Origin of the sequence: Pseudomonas sp. IT-P2, from assembly GCF_949767575.1 — a bacterium.
GTDB lineage: Bacteria > Pseudomonadota > Gammaproteobacteria > Pseudomonadales > Pseudomonadaceae > Aquipseudomonas > Aquipseudomonas pharyngis.
On record NZ_CATKQA010000046.1, the window covers coordinates 228937 to 246214 of the forward strand.

Here is a 17278-nt window from a genome sequence, read left to right on the forward strand (position 1 = left end):
TTCAGCCGGTCACCTTTGAAAATCATTGCTGAATGTGCCCGGAAATTTACGCGGCAACACCCTTCAAACCCATCGGACGTTTCCTTCAAAACGCGGCGGCGTTGGTGAACTGGTGGCTTGAGTGATAGGCCGATAATCTATTTGGGTCGCTGCAAAATCAGCCTCCGGATGTGGAAGTCCGATGATCACCGAGAACGTATTTGCGCCAGTACCCGTTGGCGTGTTCCTTTAGTTATCGAGATATTCACACATGGAAAAATCAGATCCAAACGCACCCGAAACGCCGACGAACACAGATTCTCCCAAACCCCGCTACATCCCCATCACCGGCATCGACTGCCAGATTCCCTGCCTCCTGATCGACCGCGAAGCCCCGGTAGACGTACTCCACGGCACTGCCGCCTACCGCTTGCGCAGCGTGACTCAACTGCTGGAAACACTTTCCCTCAGCGATGGCACCGGCCACGACGCCTTGCTGCTGCAGGATTTCGCTAGGGTGCTGGCAATCCCTCTGCGCGATAGCTGCGATCTGATGGATGTACTGGGCTGGAAGCTACAGGCGTAGTATTCAAACCCCCAAACAAAAATGGGCGACCTTCTCAGGTCGCCCGTTTTTTATGGCGTGATTATCGGGTCAACTCACCCAGAATCCTGTGCGCAATCTTCACCCGCTCTCCATTCGGGTAATTGCGGTTCGCCAGAATCACGATCCCGACTTTCTTCGACGGTACAAACGCGACATATGCGCCGTAGCCTGCGGTGGAGCCGGTCTTGTTCAGCAGCACGTTCGCCGGTTCAGGCTGTGGCGGATTCAGCCATTTGACCTTGTGCGGTTCCATGGCCATTGGCGTCGAGTTGCCGTCCAGCAGGCGGTCGAGGCTGATCGGGTAGGTGTAGCGTTCCCAGCCCAGGCCCTGGGTCATGTCGCCGACGGTGTAGTAGCCGGTGTGGGTGAGGGCGATGGCTTTTTGCAGAGGTGTTTCGAGTTTGTCGGTGTCGAGGTTGGCCTGGACGTATTGCAGCAGGTCGGCGGCGCTGGTTTTCACGCCGTAGGCTTCGGAGTCGAGGGCGCCGGGGCTGACTCGAACCGGTTTGTTGTTCTTGTCATAGCCTTGGGCGTAGAGCTTTTGTTCAGACGCCGGCACCGACAGGAAGGTGTGCTTGAGCCCGAGTTTCGGCAGCAGGGTTTCGGTCATGACCTGATTGAAAGGCTGGCCGAGGCTTTTTGCGGCCAGGTAACCGAACAGGCCGATGCTCGGGTTGGAATACAGGCGATGACTGCCGGCCGGATACGTCGGTTTCCACTGTTGGTAATAGCCGAGCATCTTGTCGGAAGAATCCGCAGCATCCGGAAATTGCAGCGGCAGGCCGCCCGCGCTGTAAGTGCCCAGTTGCAGCAGGCTGATGTGGTCGAAGGCGCTGCCTTTGAGTTCGGGCCAGTGCTGGCTGGCCTTGTCGGAGAACTCCAGTTTGCCACTGGCCTGGGCGTAGCCGGCGAGGGTCGCGGTGAAGGTTTTGCTCACCGAACCGATTTCGAACAGGGTGTTTTCACTTACCGCTTGCCCGGTGCTTTTGTCGGCGACACCGTAATTAAAGTAATGCGCCTTGCCATCGACTGTCACGGCCACGGCGAGACCTGCGATGTTCTGTTGCTGCATGACCGGGGTCACGGTGGCCTTGACCAGCGCCTGCAACTGATCGTCGGTTGGCGGGGCGGCCAGGCAAGTGGCGGCGCTGAAGAAAAGTCCGAAAGCGCTGTAGGACTTGAGTTTATTCAGGTTGATCGAAGACATGCTTGAACCACTCTCCATGAGTGTTGATGGTGTTATCCCGCTACACTGCGAGCGTTTTCCGTCGGGCCGGCTGATCGGCGCCGCCAAATCTAGGCAGTCCGGCGTCTTTCGACAAACGATGAAAACTCGGACGAGCCATTAGAAAAATTTGGGACTTGGCATGATTCGACCTCAATTGCCCTTGAATGCGTTACGTGCCTTCGAAGCCTCTGCGCGTCACTTGAGCTTTACGCGCGCCGCCGTGGAGTTGTGCGTGACCCAGGCGGCCGTCAGCCATCAAGTGAAAATCCTGGAGGCGCAACTCGGCGTGATCCTGTTCAAACGCCTGCCCCGTGGGCTGATGCTGACCGGCGAGGGCGAAACCCTGCTGCCGGTGCTGACCACGTCGTTCGATCATATCGCGCAGATGCTCGAGCGTCTGGCGGGTGGGCAATATCGGGAAATGCTCACGGTCGGCGCGGTGGGCACCTTCGCGGTGGGCTGGTTGTTGCCGAGGCTGGCGGACTTTCAGGCGAAACATCCGCTCATAGATTTGCGACTGTCGACCAACAACAACCGGGTGGACGTCGCCGCCGAAGGGCTGGATTACGCGATCCGCTTCGGTGCCGGGGCGTGGCACGGTATCGAGGCGACCCGTTTGCTGGAGGCGCCATTGTCGGTGCTCTGCGTGCCGGAAATTGCCCGGCAACTGCATACGCCGGGGGATCTTCTGCAGCAGCGTTTGCTGCGCTCCTATCGCACCGATGAGTGGCCGGAATGGTTTCATGCGGCGGGGCTGGCAACCCATGCCGCGCCGCCCCAGAGCATCGTGTTCGACTCGTCGCTGGCGATGATGGAGGCGGCGTTGCAGGGTGGCGGGGTGGCACTGGCGCCGCCGTTGATGTTTGCCCGGCAACTGGCGGCGGACCTGATCCGCCAACCTTTTGCCATCGAAATCACCACCGGCAGCTATTGGCTGACGCGCTTGCAGTCACGGCCGGAGACGTCGGCGATGGCGGCGTTCAGACACTGGTTGCTGGAGGCTGCGCAGGCCTAGCGCACCAGGCACGGCTTCTTGTTATCGAACGTCCAGCCCGGAATCAGAAACTGCATCGCCACGCTGTCATCCCGCGCGCCCAGTCCCATGCCTTTATAGAGTTCGTGGGCCTTGGCCACTTGATCCATGTCCAGCTCCACGCCCAGCCCCGGTTTCTTCGGAACCTGCACGCAGCCGTCGACGATTTGCAGCGGTGCCTTGGTCAGGCGCTGGCCGTCCTGCCAGATCCAGTGGGTGTCGATCGCGGTGATGTCGCCCGGCGCGGCGGCCGCGACGTGGGTGAACATCGCCAGGGAAATGTCGAAATGGTTGTTGGAGTGCGAGCCCCAGGTCAGGCCCCATTCGTGGCACATCTGCGCCACGCGCACCGAACCCTGCATGGTCCAGAAATGCGGATCGGCCAACGGAATGTCCACCGACTGCAGCTGAATCGCGTGGCCCATTTCGCGCCAGTCGGTGGCGATCATGTTGGTGGCGGTTTTCAGCCCGGTGGCGCGGCGGAATTCAGCCATCACTTCGCGGCCCGAATAGCCGTTTTCCGCACCGCACGGGTCTTCGGCGTAGGCCAGCACATGATGCTGGTCGCGGCACAGACGGATCGCTTCTTTCAATGACCACGCGCCGTTCGGATCGAGGGTAATGCGGGCGTCGGGGAAGCGTTCGGCCAGTGCGGTCACCGCTTCGATTTCCGCATCGCCGCTGAGTACGCCGCCCTTGAGCTTGAAGTCCTTGAAGCCATAGCGTGCGTGGGCAGCCTCGGCCAGACGCACCACGGCATCGGCAGTCATGGCTTTCTCGTGACGCACGCGGAACCAGTCGTTGTCGGCATCCGGTTCGCTGCGGTAGGCGAGGTCGGTTTCCCGGCGATCGCCCACGTAGAACAGATAACCGAGCATCTTCACTTCATCGCGCTGCTGGCCTTCGCCGAGCAAAGCGGCCACCGGCACGTCGAGGTGCTGGCCGAGCAGGTCGAGCAGTGCGGCTTCGAGTCCTGTGACCGCGTGAATGGTGATGCGCAGATCGAAGGTTTGCAGGCCGCGGCCGCCGGCATCACGGTCAGCGAAGGTCTGGCGCACCTGGTTGAGGATCTTCTGATACGTGCCGATCGGGCTGCCGACCACCAGACTGCGGGCGTCTTCGAGAGTCTGGCGGATGCGTTCTCCGCCGGGTACTTCGCCGACGCCGGTGTGGCCGGCGTTGTCCTTGAGGATGACGATGTTGCGGGTGAAAAACGGCCCGTGGGCGCCACTCAAATTGAGCAGCATGCCGTCGTGGCCAGCCACCGGAATGACTTGCATCTCGGTGATGATCGGGGCTTTGGCGATGTCGTGTGCGGTCATTTGGGATTGTCCTTTCAAGCGTGTTTCGGCGCGGCATCGGCCACGGCGATGTCAGGTGCGGATTTGGGTGTCATACGGGCGGCGAACACGATGATCGCGGCAATGATCGAGGTTGCGGCCAGACCATAGAGGCCGCCCTGGATCGAACCGGTATGTTGTTCCAGCAAGCCGAAAGTGGTCGGGGCGACGAAGCCGCCGAGGTTGCCTACCGAGTTGATCAGCGCGATCACGGCAGCGGCGATCCGTGCATCGAGATAGGCCTGCGGAATCGGCCAGAACAGCGACGACGCGGATTTGAAACCCAGTGCGGCAAAGCAGATCGCAACGAAAGCGAAGATCGGCCCGCCGGTGGTGGACATGAACATCCCCGCCGCGGCGATCAACAGCGCCGTGGCGACCCACGCCTGCTGGTGTTTCCATTTGGCCGAGAACGAGGCGAATGCATACATGCCGATGATCGACAGCAGCCACGGAATCGAGTTGAACAGGCCGACCTGGAAGTCGCTCATCTCGCCCATTTTCTTGATGATGCTCGGCAGCCAGAACGTCGCGGCGTAGATGGTCAATTGAATGAAGAAGTAGATCAGGCAGAACAGGATGATCTGGCGATCCTTGAGCAGTTTGCCCAGCGACGGCCGGATCGGGGTCGCAGCTTCGCGTGCCTTCTGTTCATCGTCGATGGCTTTGACCAGCGCATCCTGCTCGGCGCGGGTCAGCCACTTGGCGTCGTGGGGCTTGGCGTCGAGCCAGAACCAGACGAATACGCACAGGCCAACCGAGAACATCCCTTCAATGAAATACATCCACTGCCAGCCGTGCATGCCCAGACCTTCGATCTGCAACAGCAGACCGGACAACGGGCCGGAAATCAGCGAGGCCACGGCCGAACCGCTCAAGAAAATCGCAATCGCCTTGCCGCGCTCGGCCCCCGGCAACCAGCGGGTGAAGTAGTAGATCACCCCGGGAAAGAACCCGGCCTCGGCCACGCCGAGCAGGAAGCGCAGAATGTAGAAGTGGGTTTCGTTCTGGATGAACGCCATGCCGGCGGCCACCAGCCCCCAGGTGAGCATGATGCGGGTCAGCCAGATTCGCGCGCCGACCTTTTGCAGCAACATGTTGGAAGGGACTTCGAACAGCGCGTAACCGATGAAGAACAGACCGGCACCGAAACCGTAGGCCGCGGCACCGATGCCGAGGTCGTGTTCCATGTGGGTACGGACGAAACCGATGTTCACCCGGTCAATGTAATTGACGATGAACATGATGACGAACAGCGGCAGGACGTGGCGTTTGACTTTGGCAATGGCGGAGGACAGCACCGAATCGGCGCCCTCGTTCATCCCGGCGATGGATGATTTCACTTGGTTTTCTCCCACTCGTTATTTTTATGCGGGGTGTGGCTGGTGTTGCGTTGTTGATAGACATCATACAACTAGATTTTTTTGTCCTACAAGCGGGAGTGCTCAATCAAATTTGTCTACGGGAAAGGGTTTTTATGCTTTTTCAGATTTTATGCGCCGTGTTTGTTGGCTTTTGTAGGGGTTTTGGCACGCGTAGTAGAGCGTTTTGTTCCAGTGCAAGTGGGGCGACTGCTCGGCGCAGTGGAAGATTTTCTAGCTAAAATTGAGTGTTGTCATACAAGTTAGATCCCGGAATTCATAGGAGCTCATACAAGTCATTGCCGCCAGTGCTACGATCGGTTTGCCCCGATCACCGGAACCGACCATGCAAGACGACCTCGACGCCCCCGCCCGTAAACGCGCGCACAACCTGGCCCACGACCTGGTGGAAAAACTGACCCAGAGCATCCTGCTCGGTCAGATGCTGCCCGGTGACAAGTTGCCGTCGGAAAACTCGATCGTTCAGGAACACGGCGTCAGCCGCACCGTCGTGCGTGAGGCAATTTCCAAATTGCAGGCGTCAGGGCTGGTGGAGACGCGGCACGGTATCGGCACCTTCGTGATCGAACGTGCGCCGGAGCAGGGGCTACGGCTGAATGTCGACACAGCGCTGGGCGTGCGCAGCATTCTCGAATTGCGCATGGGCCTGGAGACGCAAGCGGCGGCGCTGGCCGCGCAGCGTCGCACCGAGCAACAACTGGTGCAGATGCGTCAGGCGCTGGACGACTATCAGCGTCTATTGGCCAACAACGACAGTTGCGTCGAGGCCGACCGGCGCTTCCATCTGCTGATTGCCGAAGCCACCGGCAATGTCTGCTTCACCGAAATCATGCAGCATCTGGGCAGCGCGATGATCCCGCGCACCCGGGTCAATGCGGCCGAGCGCGGCGCGGTGGATTTGAGTAAGCTCGGGCAACTGGCGAATCTTGAGCATGAGGCGATCCTCAACGCGATCAAGCGTCAGGACCCGGACGCGGCGCGCGCGGCGATGTGGCTGCACCTGACAAACAGTCGAGACCGGTTTTCAGCCACGAGCTGAATGCCGCTGGTCTGTTCGATAGCACGCCCGGTGCGGCGGCACTTCCAACGAGTACGACCCGGATCTTCCGGGCCTCATGCTCTGAGGTGCAATCATGGCTGACGATACGCTGTTTCAGGGAGGCACGGCCCCAACCGACCCTACCCGCAAAGTCCCCGGTACGGATGAGCCGACGCTGGCCGATCACGAGATGCCGCCGGGCGTCATGCCCGGGCGCGACCCGTTGAGCGATGCCGACCGGCCAGAAGACTGGAAGGATCCGACGTCCGATGAAGACATACCGCCGGCTGATGAGCCGACACCGCTGTCCGATGACAGGCGCTGAACAAAACCCGGCTGATTGGCCGGGTTTTTTTGCTGCTTCTAAACAGCGCCGAGATCGCGCATCAACAACCCGAACCGCAAATCCACCGCATCCGGAATCGGCAGATACACCGTGTGCCCGTCCCCCGGTGCCACGTCGATGGCTTCACCTTTCAGGTTCTGCAATTCATGCAGATCAAAGTGGAAATTGCCCTTGGGCGTCATCAGTTCCAGGTGATCGCCCAGTGCAAAACGGTTCTTAACCTTGACCTCGGCCAGACGATCCCGACGTTCGCCGGTCAACTCGCCCACAAACTGCTGACGCTCCGACACCGAGCTGCCGTTCTGATAGTTCTGGTATTCGTCATGCACATGCCGGCGCAGGAAGCCTTCGGTGTAGCCGCGCTGGGCGAGGGATTCCAGATCGGTCATCAGGCTGCGGTCGAATTCGCGGCCGGCCACCGCATCGTCGATGGCCCGGCGATAGACCTGGGTGGTGCGCGCGCAATAGAAGTGCGATTTGGTCCGGCCTTCGATCTTCAGTGAGTGCACGCCCATGCGGGTCAGGCGCTCTACGTGCTGCACCGCGCGCAGGTCCTTGGCGTTCATGATGTAGGTGCCGTGCTCGTCTTCGAAGGCCGGCATCAGCTCGCCGGGGCGGTTGGCTTCCTGCAACAGGAAGACCTGATCGGTGGGGGCGCCGAGGCCGAGGGTCGGTTGCGGTTCGAAGGTCTGCACGATTTCGCCGAGCTGGTTTTCGCTGGCCTCCTGCGCCGAGTATTTCCAGCGGCAGGCGTTGGTGCAGGTGCCCTGATTGGCGTCGCGTTTGTTCATGTAACCCGAGAGCAGGCAGCGGCCGGAATAGGCCATGCACAGCGCGCCGTGGACGAACACTTCCAGTTCCATGCCGGGCACTTGCTCGCGGATTTCGCCGATCTCTTCCAGCGACAATTCACGGGACAGGATGATCCGACTCAAGCCCTGCTGTTGCCAGAATTCGACACTCGCCCAGTTCACCGTGTTGGCCTGCACCGAGAGGTGGATTGGCATCTGCGGGAAGTGCCGGCGCACCAGCATGATCAGGCCGGGGTCGGACATGATCAGCGCGTCCGGCGCCATCTCGATCACCGGCGCCAGGTCCTTGAGGAACGTCTTCAGTTTGGCGTTGTGCGGCGCGATGTTGACCACCACGTAGAAACGCTTGCCCTGGGCCTGAGCTTCACGAATGCCGAGCGCGAGGTTGGCGTGATCGAATTCGTTGTTGCGCACCCGCAGGCTGTAGCGCGGCTGGCCGGCATACACCGCATCGGCCCCGTAGGCGAAGGCGTAACGCATGTTTTTCAGGGTGCCGGCGGGGGCGAGCAGTTCGGGGGTGAAGGAGGTCGTCATGGCGGCGTCGGTCGCAAAAGCGCGGCAGGGTAGAGCAGTTGCGCCGAGGGTTTATTGATCTGGATCTATGCTCAATGAAGAAACAGGGCACTCGCGCTGACGCTGGCTGACTAAACGGGACGGGCGCGGGTGGCGCCTGACTGACCTGGACCGGACATGAACCAAAAGAGTCTGCAATTCAAATCCCTCACCGTGCTGTTGTTTCTGGTGACGGTCGCCTTCATCTGGATCCTGCTGCCGTTCTACGGTGCGGTGTTCTGGGCGGTGATCCTCGGCATCCTGTTCGCACCGATGCAGCGCCAGTTGCAACTGAAATTCGGCTGGCAACGCAACCTCACATCACTGTGTACCTTGAGCATCTGCCTGGTGATCGCGATCTTGCCGGTGATCGTCCTCAGCGTGCTGCTGGTGCAGGAAGGGGCGACACTTTACGACAATATCGAAAGCGGCAAGCTCGATATCGGCGCCTATTTGGCGCAATTCAAGCACAGTCTGCCGCCTTACTTTCAGCACCTGCTCGACCGCTTCGGCATGGGCGAGCTGAATGCCTTGCGCGAGAAGATCGTCAAGGCCGCCATGCAGGGCAGTCAGGCGCTGGCGAGCCAGGCGTTCAGTTTCGGCCAGGGCACGTTCGAGTTCGTGGTGAGTTTTTTCATCATGCTGTACTTGCTGTTTTTCTTCCTGCGCGACGGCGCCGAACTGGCGCGCAAGGTGCGCACAGCGATACCGCTGGAGGAGCATCACAAGCGTCGCTTGCAGTTGAAGTTCAATCGCGTGGTGCGCGCCACCGTGAAAGGCAATCTGCTGGTGGCGATCACGCAGGGTGCGCTGGGCGGGGCGATTTTCTGGTTTCTCGACATTCCCAGTGCGTTGCTCTGGGCGGTATTGATGGCGTTTCTGTCGTTGCTGCCGGCGGTGGGCGCGGGGATTGTCTGGGTGCCGGTCGCGATTTACTTCCTGCTCAGCGGGATGATCTGGCAGGGCGTGGTGCTGGGGCTGTTCGGGGTGTTCGTGATCGGTCTGGTAGACAACCTGCTGCGCCCGATTCTGGTGGGCAAGGACACCCGGATGCCGGACTACATGATCCTGATCTCGACCCTGGGCGGGCTGGCGGTGTTCGGGCTGAACGGCTTTGTGATCGGGCCGCTGATCGCGGCCCTGTTCATGTCGAGCTGGGCGTTGTTCATCGAGAGCAAACCGAAAGTGCAGCTGCCTTAAGCCTTGAACGGGCCGTTGAGCAATTGTTGCGACAGTGCCTGCGCCGCCGGCAAGGACGTGAGCGGGCCGCTGACCGGCTCGCCGTCGCGCACCAGATACCAGCAGGCGAGCAGCCCCAGCTCTCTGAGCGATGCGGGAACGGCGCTGCCGACAACGGACATGATTTGAACCTGAGCCATGAAAAGTACCTCCATCAATCTGTGGAGCTACCTTAGGGAATTGGCCGTTTCAGGGACAATCAACGCTTTCGATAGTGGTCATTGACGCCGCTGAGGGCTGGCTCAATCCACCACTTGATCGAGCATGTGCACGATCTCGTGTTCGTTGAGAAAACCCTTGCGCACCAGGTTTTCCGCCAGCAACGAGAGAAACTTCGCGGTGCGGTGGCCTTCCAGGTGCTTGAGTTCGGTCAGGGCGTTGTAGACCTTGCTCGAGGTGCATAAACCGACGATGCGGTGCGGATTCTGTGTAGGCATTCAAGTCGTCCTTGTTGTTATCAACCTGTTGTTTGCGGACGGATTCAGAGTGCGGTTCCGTCATGACAAATAGATGACCGTTTGTGTTTTGCCCTTAACGGTCGAGTCCATCATGCCGACTTTAGCGGTTCAAACTGTCCTCACAGCGACCTTGGCGAGATTTTTTCAGACCCTGGCCGACGAACGGTCGGCTTTCCCGAAGGCAATAAAAAGCCCCGCGATCAGGCGGGGCTCTGGGGACCGGTTACCAGCGCGGGCCACCGTAGTAGTGTGGCCGGCCGTAATAACCGCGCGGTGGGCCGTAATACACCGGGGCCGGTTGGACGTAGACCGGTTGCTGCACATAGACCGGGGCCGGCTGGTAATAAACCGGTGGCGGCGGTTGCTGGACATAGACCGGCGCCGGTTGAGCGTAAACAGGCTGCTGGACGTACACCGGCCGATCCTGGTTGATGAGCGCCGAGCCGATGATGGCCGAGCCGACGATCGCACCAAATACCGCCGGGCCCTGCCAGCCACCGCCGTGGGCTTCTGCCTGACCCGTGATCGCGAATGCACCAATCAACAAGGCCACGATGGGGAGTTTACGAATCATGATAATTCCTCGGTTCTTCGACCCGGCGTCCGAACCTGCAACAGGCCCGGAATGGCGCGGGGATACTTCTAAGACAGCAACATTTTGAAAAACAGCACGGCCGCCAGGTAAATTTTGTGTAAGGTCTGTACCGGTTTGTTTACCGAGCTTGCGGCATCGACCGTGATGCCCGGAACAGACCGCCTTATGATCGTTCAGAACCCGATGGCCTGGCTAATCCCGTCCATCCGAAAGTGCATACGAAGGAGCCTCCCATGCAGATGAACCCCAATAAAGACACCCAATTGTGCATGTCCCTGTCTGGGCGTCCCGGGAATTTCGGTCTGCGGTTTCATAACCATTTGTATGAACAACTGGGCCTGAATTTCTACTACAAGGCCTTCAGCAGCCAGGATCTGCCCGGTGCGGTCGGCGGGATCCGCGCGCTGGGGATTCGCGGTTGCGGGGTATCGATGCCGTTCAAGGAAGCCTGCATTGCGCTGGTTGATGAACTGGACGCCTCGGCGGCGGCGATCCAGTCGATCAACACCATCGTCAACACCAACGGTCATCTCAAGGCCTACAACACCGATTACATCGCCATCGCTCAGTTGCTGGAAACCCACGCGGTGCCGAAGGACTCGACTTTCGCCCTGCGCGGCAGCGGCGGCATGGCCAAGGCTGTGGCCAGTGCCTTGCGCGATGGCGGTTACAAGAACGGTTTGATCGTCGCCCGCAATGAGCGCGCCGGTCGTGCGCTGGCGGACTCGCTGGGGTATCGCTGGCAGGCGGAACTGGGCGACGAGCGCCCGCAGATGCTGATCAACGTGACCCCGGTGGGGATGGACGGTGGGCCAGAAGCAGGTCAGCTGTCTTTTGAGATGGATGTGATCAAGTCTGCCGACACCGTGTTCGATGTGGTGGCGATCCCCTCGGAAACCCCGCTGATCGTGCGCGGTCGTGCCGAAGGCAAAAAGGTGATCACCGGGCTGGAAGTGATCGCGATCCAGGCGCTGGAGCAGTTCGTGCTGTACACCGGCGTGCGGCCGACGGTTGAGCAGTTCGATGCGGCGGTGGCGTTTGCCCGTAGTTGATGGAGCCTGAGCAACGGCGAACCCACCCGGATTTGCCGTTGCCTATACTGCCGGATCAGCAAGCACAGACTTGCCTACACAAAAGCCGAGGTTTGCATGCATCCGCCCATTCTCAACCTGAATGACGTTGAACTCGAACCGCTCCCCGAAGCCCTGTCGCCCGAAGGCGAAACCGCCGGGCGTTATCAGCAACGCCTGGCCCGGGTCGGTCAGCAACTGGGTGCGCAAAAGCTTGGTTATCGCCTGTATGCGCTGCCGCCAGGCATGCGCGGCAGTCCGTTTCACAGTCATCGGGTCAATGAGGAAATGTTTTACGTGGTGGCCGGGGAAGGAGAGGTGCGCCTCGGTGCCGAACGTTTCCCGATCCGTGCCGGTGATGTGATCGCCTGCCCACCGGGCGGCCCGGAAGCGGCGCATCAGATCATCAACACCAGTGCTGCGGAGCTGCGCTATCTGGCGGTCAGCACTCAGCAGCAACCGGAAATCTGCGAGTACCCGGACTCGAACAAATACGCGGTGATGGACAACTTCAACATCGATGCCGAGGGCAACGCCTCAGGATTCGTGGCGGTGGCGCGGCAGGCGGACGGGCTGGATTACTGGGACGGCGAATAACACCGTCCCCGGTGCACTTATTCTTCGAGACGGGCCAGACGCTCTTCCAGCGCCGCAATCCGCGCTTCCAGCTCTTCGATGCGCTCCAGTGACACGCCGCTGGCAGCGCCGCGATCGCTCGGGTTCTGCCGCGCCGCGATAATCGCCTCGATGTCCGCCGGATCGCCCAGCGCGTGGGTGTAACGATCTTCACGCTGACCGGGCTGACGCGGAATCAACACCGCCAGCTCCCGGGCGATCAGGCGTTCCAGCTGATGCACCACTTGTTCGGCGTCTTCAAACTCATGCATTCGACCGCTGCGGGTCAGCAGTTCGTTGACGGTCTGCGGGCCGCGCAGGAACATCAACCCGGTCAGGACCAATTGCGCCGGCACCAGCTCCAGTGCCTTGTCGACCTTATGCTCCCAGCGGTCGGCGCGACTGCCCATCACCAGTCTGGCGAAACCGCGGCTTTCGAGGGCGCGCAGGCTCTGGCCGACCTGGCCCTGAGTCAGGTTCATCACTGGCTCCCGGCTGGTTTTCTGGTTGCAGGCCAGCACCAGTGCGTTGAGGGTCAACGGGTAGGTTTCCGGGCTGGTGGCCTGTTTCTCGATCAACGAGCCCAGAATGCGGATTTCCGTGGCGTTGAGCCGTGGTTCATCGGAGCGGGTTTGAAATTCTGTGGTCATCGCGCGTTCCCTCTGCAGTCGAAGGCGCCTAGCCTAATCCTTGCTGGATAAAAGACAAGCCGCGCCGCCATGCGAGCATGGCTATAATCGCCCCCACGATTCACCCAGCCACCACGTGAGACAGCCATGACCATTTCCCTATACGCCGCATCCGTCCCGGTTTTCCAACAAATGCTCAACGCCGTGAGCGATGTGCTGAAAAAGGCTGAAGCCCACGCCACCGAGAAAAACATCGACCCGAACGCCTTCCTGCAAGCGCGTCTGTACCCGGACATGTTCCCGCTGGTGCGTCAGGTGCAGATCGCCGTGGACTTCGCCAAAGGCGTTTCCTCGCGTCTGGCCGAAATCGAAATCCCGAAATACGACGACACCGAAACCACCTTCGCCGAGCTGCAAGCGCTGATCGCCAAGGTTCTGGCCTTCATCGGCGAGATCAAGCCAGAGCAAATCAATGGCAAGGAAGGCATCGAGATCGTGACTCGCCCGGGCACCCCGAAAGAGAAGCGCTTCAGCGGCCAGGCTTATCTGCTGAGCTACGGCCTGCCGCAGTTCTTCTTCCACGTCACCACCACCTACGCATTGCTGCGTCACAACGGTGTGGAAGTGGGCAAGCGCGATTACATGGGCGCGTTCTAAAACGTTCTGCAACAAAAAGCCCGCCAAGGTTTACGCCTTGGCGGGCTTTTTGTTGCGCCGGGTTTTTACGCCGGACGCTGGGCTTTCTGCTCTTCGCCCAGGCACGCGGCGGCGGTGAACAGCACGTCGGTGGAGGAGTTCAGCGCCGTCTCGGCCGAATCCTGCAGCACGCCAATGATGAAACCGACGGCCACCACCTGCATGGCGATTTCGCTCGGGATGCCGAACAGGCTGCACGCCAGCGGGATCAACAGCAGCGAACCACCGGCCACGCCCGAGGCACCGCAGGCGCAGATCGCAGCGACGACGCTGAGCAGGATCGCGGTCGGGATGTCCACGGCGATACCCAAGGTGTGCACGGCGGCGAGGGTCAGCACGGTGATGGTGATCGCCGCGCCGGCCATGTTGATGGTGGCGCCGAGCGGGATCGATACCGAATAGGTGTCTTCATGCAGGCCCAGGCGCTTGCTCAGTTCCAGATTGACCGGAATGTTCGCCGCCGAGCTGCGGGTGAAAAACGCAGTGATGCCGCTTTCACGCAGGCACTGGAGCGTCAGCGGGTACGGGTTGCGGCGCAGCTTCCAGAACACGATCAGCGGGTTCATCACCAGCGCCACGAACAGCATGCAGCCGAGCAGTACCGCCAGCAGGTGCGCATAACCGATCAATGCGCCAAACCCGGAGGTGGCCAGGGTCGACGCTACCAGACCGAAAATGCCCAGCGGTGCGAAGCGAATCACGACCCGGACAATCAGCGTCACGCCATTGGACAGATCGCCCAGCACTTCGCGGGTGGTGTCGCCGGCGTGCCGGATCGCCACGCCCATGCCGATGGCCCAGGCCAGAATGCCGATGAAGTTGGCGTTCATCAGTGCGCTCACCGGGTTGTCGACCACGCTCAGCAACAGGCTTTGCAGCACTTCACTGATGCCGCCCGGCGCGCTTACGGCGATGTTGTCAGTGGACAGCACCAGATGCGACGGGAACATCATGCTGGCAATCACCGCGACCACGGCAGCGGCGAAGGTGCCCAGCAGATACAGGAACAGAATCGGCCGGATGTGGGTTTCCTGGCCGTGCTTGTGGTTGGCGATCGAGGCCATGACCAGCACGAACACCAGGATCGGCGCCACGGCTTTCAGGGCCGAGACGAACACTTTGCCGATGAAGGCTGTGCCTTTGGCCGCTTCCGGCGCGAACAGCGCGAGGGCGATGCCGGCAATCAGGCCGATCAGGATCTGGGTGACCAGGCTGAGGCTTTTAAGACGTTGCAATAGAGAAGGGGATGAAGCGGTCATGAACGGCATCTCTGTTTTTATAGGGTACAAGGTTGCGTGATCCGGGCGATTGATCGGGGGCAGGCCATGGACACAAACCGAAAGAACTGACGCGCCAGACACGCCGTTAAACGGGTGGCTGAACAGGGTGTACGTTTTGCAGGGCGCGGACTTTATCACAGCGTCGTCCGGATCCTTCAGACCTGTGACGATCTGCCACCCGATCCCTCTGTAACTTAGACAGGTTTGTGCAAGTCACCCGGGAAACACTCTGTTAAGATTGCGCATCCTTATTTTCAAGTTCTGCCAGCGGGCCTTCGGGTCAACGCTGGTGTCGTCGTTTTGCTGGAGTTCCTCATGCTGTTGCCCATCCTTCTGTTGTCCGCCGCCGGGTTTACGGTGCTGACCACGGAGTTCGTCATCGTCGGCCTGCTGCCGGCGATTGCCCGCGACCTGGCCGTCACCATCCCGCAGGCCGGGCTGCTGGTGACTCTATTCGCTTTCACCGTGGCGATGTTCGGTCCTTTCTTGACCGCGTATTTCGCCCGCTTCGAGCGACGCAAGCTGTTCATCACCATCCTGATCATGTTCGGCCTGGCCAATACCGTGGCGGCATTGGCGCCGAACATCTGGGTCATGGCCATCGCCCGGTTGATCCCGGCGTTGGGATTGCCGGTGTTCTGGGCGCTGGCCAGCGAAACGGCGGTGGATATCGTCGGCCCGGACTTCGCCGGTCGCGCGATCGCCAAGATTGGCTTCGGCATTGTCTGCGCCACCGTGTTCGGAATTCCGGTCGGTACGTTGATTTCCGATGCGTTCGGCTGGCGCAGCGCGTTCGCCATTCTGGCGGTGATCGCGTTTGCCAAGGCGCTGCTGCTGTTTGTCTATCTGCCGAAAACCAGCCTGCACCAGCATCAGGTCAGTTTCGCCTCGCAGTTCAAGATCCTGCGCAGCCCGTTGATGCTCGGCCATGTGTTGCTGTCGATCCTGGTGTTCAGCGGCATGTTCACCGCCTACACCTATCTGGCGGACATCCTCGAACGTCTGGCCGGCTTCAATGGCACCGTGGTCGGCTGGTGCCTGATGGGCTTTGGCGCGGTCGGTCTGATCGGCAACTCGCTGGGCGGTCGTGCGGTGGATCGCCATCCACTGATGGCTTCGGTGATGTTCTGCGCGTTCATGATTCCCGGGATGGTGGCGCTGGTGCCTAACATCAATTCGTCGCTGGGTCTGGCGGCGGCGATGGGCATCTGGGGCGTGACGCAGGCGGCGCTGTTTCTGGTCAGTCACGTGCGCTTGATGAAAGCCGCACCGGAAGCGCCAGCCTTTGCCGCCTCGCTGAACATTGCCGGGGCCAACCTCGGGATTGGTTTGGGCGCGATCATTGGCGGTCGAGTGATCGACAGCGCCGGCCTGGGTTTTGTGGGTTTCGCCGCTGCCGGGTTCATTCTGCTGTCGATTTTCCTCGCCATGGTGCTGATGGTGCTCAAGCCGCGCGACGTCTGCGCGCCGGCTTAAAACGCTGTAAACAGCTCGCGTCGGGCACCTTCGGTAATCGCTTTGATGCCGGGGTGCTTGACCTTGCGCTCCACCGAGATCGCGTAAAACGACTCGCTCACCGCATCGGTCTGGCCGATCAACTCGACGCCGTACTGGCGCTTCACCTCATCGGCAATCACGCTCGGGCCGATGAAAATCCCGCTGCCGGACTGGCCGAACGCCTGCATCAGGGCGCTGTCATCGAACTCCCCGACAATCCTCGGCTGAATCTGTTGCTCTGCGAACCAGCGCTGTAAACGGCTGCGCACCACGGTTTCCGCGCCGGGGATCAACAGCGGCGCACCGTGCAGGCTGCGCGGGAAATCCTGACCGTATTGCGCTGCCAGTTCGGCGGTGGCGAAAAAACTGATCCCGCATTCGCCTAGCTTCTGGCTGTAGCCCTTGATGTCCAGGTGCGAGGGCATCGGGCTGTCGGAGATCACCATGTCCAGGCGCTGGATCGCCAGATCCGCCAGTAATCGCTCGAGTTTGTCCTCGCGGCAGGTGATGCGCAGCGGCTCGCTCAATTCCATGGTCGGCGCGATCAGGCGATAGACGATGGATTTGGGCACCACGTCCGCCACGCCGACCCGGAACAGGATCTGCTGTTCGTTGGGCTGGGCGCGCAGCATCAGCTCCAGCTCGCCGCCGAGCTGGAACATCTGCTCGGCGTAGGGCAGGGCCTGGCGCCCGGCCTCGGTGAGTTCTAATTGCCGGCCGACTCGTTGAAACAGCTCGATGCCGTAGGTCTGTTCGAGCAGGGAAATCTGCCCGCTGATGGTCTGCGGCGTCAGGTTCAGTTGCTCGCACGCGCGCACGATGCTGCCGGTCTTGGCCACCACCCAGAAGTAATGCAGTTGTCGGTAATTGAGCATGGGGTT

19 protein-coding genes are annotated in these 17278 nt (G+C 60.7%); 9 read left to right on the top strand and 10 right to left on the bottom strand.

The genetic code is table 11. The features are described 5' to 3' along the window. Positions 1 to 250: 250 nt before the first annotated feature. A complete protein-coding gene (locus ACM6JM_RS25020) occupies positions 251 to 565 on the top strand; it encodes a hypothetical protein (RefSeq protein ID WP_163975915.1) in 315 nt (104 codons plus the stop codon). 61 nt (positions 566 to 626) lie between these two features. On the opposite strand, the gene ampC is transcribed toward ACM6JM_RS25020, so the two are convergent. Beyond that, complete coding sequence (ampC, locus tag ACM6JM_RS25025) at positions 627 to 1793, bottom strand: class C beta-lactamase (protein ID WP_414882699.1); 1167 nt, start codon at positions 1791 to 1793, stop codon at positions 627 to 629. Between the two features lie 160 nt (positions 1794 to 1953). On the opposite strand from ampC, the gene ACM6JM_RS25030 reads away from it, so the two are divergent. Continuing rightward, complete coding sequence (locus ACM6JM_RS25030) at positions 1954 to 2829, top strand: LysR family transcriptional regulator (RefSeq protein ID WP_103386214.1); 876 nt, start codon at positions 1954 to 1956, stop codon at positions 2827 to 2829. Here the strand turns inward: ACM6JM_RS25030 and gudD are convergent. Together gudD and ACM6JM_RS25040 are read right to left on the bottom strand one after the other, a co-directional pair. Next, positions 2826 to 4169: a glucarate dehydratase gene (gene gudD, locus ACM6JM_RS25035; RefSeq protein ID WP_085608310.1), complete on the bottom strand. Its 1344-nt coding sequence runs from the start codon at positions 4167 to 4169 to the stop codon at positions 2826 to 2828. The two genes, ACM6JM_RS25030 and gudD, sit on opposite strands and share 4 nt — an antisense overlap. Positions 4170 to 4183: 14 nt before the next feature. Beyond that, entirely contained in the window at positions 4184 to 5530 is a 1347-nt protein-coding gene (locus tag ACM6JM_RS25040; protein WP_039767640.1) for an MFS transporter, read from the bottom strand. A 364-nt stretch (positions 5531 to 5894) separates the two neighbouring features. Between ACM6JM_RS25040 and ACM6JM_RS25045 the strand changes: the two genes are divergently transcribed. Further along, complete coding sequence (locus ACM6JM_RS25045; protein ID WP_414882700.1) at positions 5895 to 6608, top strand: FadR/GntR family transcriptional regulator; 714 nt, start codon at positions 5895 to 5897, stop codon at positions 6606 to 6608. 94 nt (positions 6609 to 6702) lie between these two features. Beyond that, positions 6703 to 6933 (top strand): hypothetical protein, encoded by a 231-nt coding sequence (locus tag ACM6JM_RS25050; protein ID WP_039767638.1) that lies wholly within the window; start codon positions 6703 to 6705, stop codon positions 6931 to 6933. A gap of 38 nt (positions 6934 to 6971) precedes the next feature. On the opposite strand, the gene yegQ is transcribed toward ACM6JM_RS25050, so the two are convergent. Continuing rightward, positions 6972 to 8300 carry a tRNA 5-hydroxyuridine modification protein YegQ gene (gene yegQ / locus ACM6JM_RS25055; RefSeq protein WP_064597885.1) on the bottom strand — a complete coding sequence of 443 codons (1329 nt, stop codon included), beginning with the start codon at positions 8298 to 8300 and terminating at the stop codon, positions 6972 to 6974. Between the two features lie 156 nt (positions 8301 to 8456). Between yegQ and ACM6JM_RS25060 the strand changes: the two genes are divergently transcribed. Then, complete coding sequence (locus tag ACM6JM_RS25060) at positions 8457 to 9518, top strand: AI-2E family transporter (RefSeq protein WP_085667496.1); 1062 nt, start codon at positions 8457 to 8459, stop codon at positions 9516 to 9518. Here the strand turns inward: ACM6JM_RS25060 and ACM6JM_RS25065 are convergent. The 3 genes from ACM6JM_RS25065 to ACM6JM_RS25075 all read right to left on the bottom strand — a co-directional run bounded on the left by ACM6JM_RS25065 (position 9515) and on the right by ACM6JM_RS25075 (position 10589). Next, entirely contained in the window at positions 9515 to 9697 is a 183-nt protein-coding gene (locus tag ACM6JM_RS25065) for a hypothetical protein (protein WP_007951581.1), read from the bottom strand. The genes ACM6JM_RS25060 and ACM6JM_RS25065 overlap by 4 nt on opposite strands. 102 nt (positions 9698 to 9799) lie before the next feature. Next, positions 9800 to 9994, bottom strand: a complete 195-nt coding sequence (locus ACM6JM_RS25070; RefSeq protein ID WP_007951579.1) for a hypothetical protein — start codon at positions 9992 to 9994, stop codon at positions 9800 to 9802. A 244-nt stretch (positions 9995 to 10238) separates the two neighbouring features. Next, positions 10239 to 10589 carry a hypothetical protein gene (locus ACM6JM_RS25075; RefSeq protein WP_007951578.1) on the bottom strand — a complete coding sequence of 117 codons (351 nt, stop codon included), beginning with the start codon at positions 10587 to 10589 and terminating at the stop codon, positions 10239 to 10241. A gap of 254 nt (positions 10590 to 10843) precedes the next feature. On the opposite strand from ACM6JM_RS25075, the gene ACM6JM_RS25080 reads away from it, so the two are divergent. Further along, positions 10844 to 11662: a shikimate 5-dehydrogenase gene (locus tag ACM6JM_RS25080; RefSeq protein WP_074689062.1), complete on the top strand. Its 819-nt coding sequence runs from the start codon at positions 10844 to 10846 to the stop codon at positions 11660 to 11662. 96 nt (positions 11663 to 11758) lie between these two features. Beyond that, positions 11759 to 12277: a cupin domain-containing protein gene (locus ACM6JM_RS25085; RefSeq protein ID WP_414882701.1), complete on the top strand. Its 519-nt coding sequence runs from the start codon at positions 11759 to 11761 to the stop codon at positions 12275 to 12277. 17 nt (positions 12278 to 12294) lie between these two features. On the opposite strand, the gene ACM6JM_RS25090 is transcribed toward ACM6JM_RS25085, so the two are convergent. After that, a complete protein-coding gene (locus ACM6JM_RS25090) occupies positions 12295 to 12945 on the bottom strand; it encodes a YceH family protein (RefSeq protein ID WP_074689058.1) in 651 nt (216 codons plus the stop codon). A 126-nt stretch (positions 12946 to 13071) separates the two neighbouring features. Here ACM6JM_RS25090 and ACM6JM_RS25095 point away from each other — a divergent pair, with 126 nt between their 5' ends. Next, positions 13072 to 13581 carry a DUF1993 family protein gene (locus ACM6JM_RS25095; protein WP_007951572.1) on the top strand — a complete coding sequence of 170 codons (510 nt, stop codon included), beginning with the start codon at positions 13072 to 13074 and terminating at the stop codon, positions 13579 to 13581. A gap of 65 nt (positions 13582 to 13646) precedes the next feature. Here ACM6JM_RS25095 and sstT read toward each other — a convergent pair whose 3' ends face one another. Further along, on the bottom strand, positions 13647 to 14879 hold the full coding sequence (gene sstT, locus ACM6JM_RS25100) for a serine/threonine transporter SstT (RefSeq protein WP_064600897.1): 1233 nt from the start codon (positions 14877 to 14879) through the stop codon (positions 13647 to 13649). A 336-nt stretch (positions 14880 to 15215) separates the two neighbouring features. Here sstT and ACM6JM_RS25105 point away from each other — a divergent pair, with 336 nt between their 5' ends. Then, entirely contained in the window at positions 15216 to 16376 is a 1161-nt protein-coding gene (locus tag ACM6JM_RS25105; RefSeq protein WP_007951570.1) for an MFS transporter, read from the top strand. On the opposite strand, the gene nhaR is transcribed toward ACM6JM_RS25105, so the two are convergent. Then, entirely contained in the window at positions 16373 to 17272 is a 900-nt protein-coding gene (gene nhaR / locus ACM6JM_RS25110; RefSeq protein ID WP_414882702.1) for a transcriptional activator NhaR, read from the bottom strand. The two genes, ACM6JM_RS25105 and nhaR, sit on opposite strands and share 4 nt — an antisense overlap. Positions 17273 to 17278 lie beyond the last annotated feature (6 nt).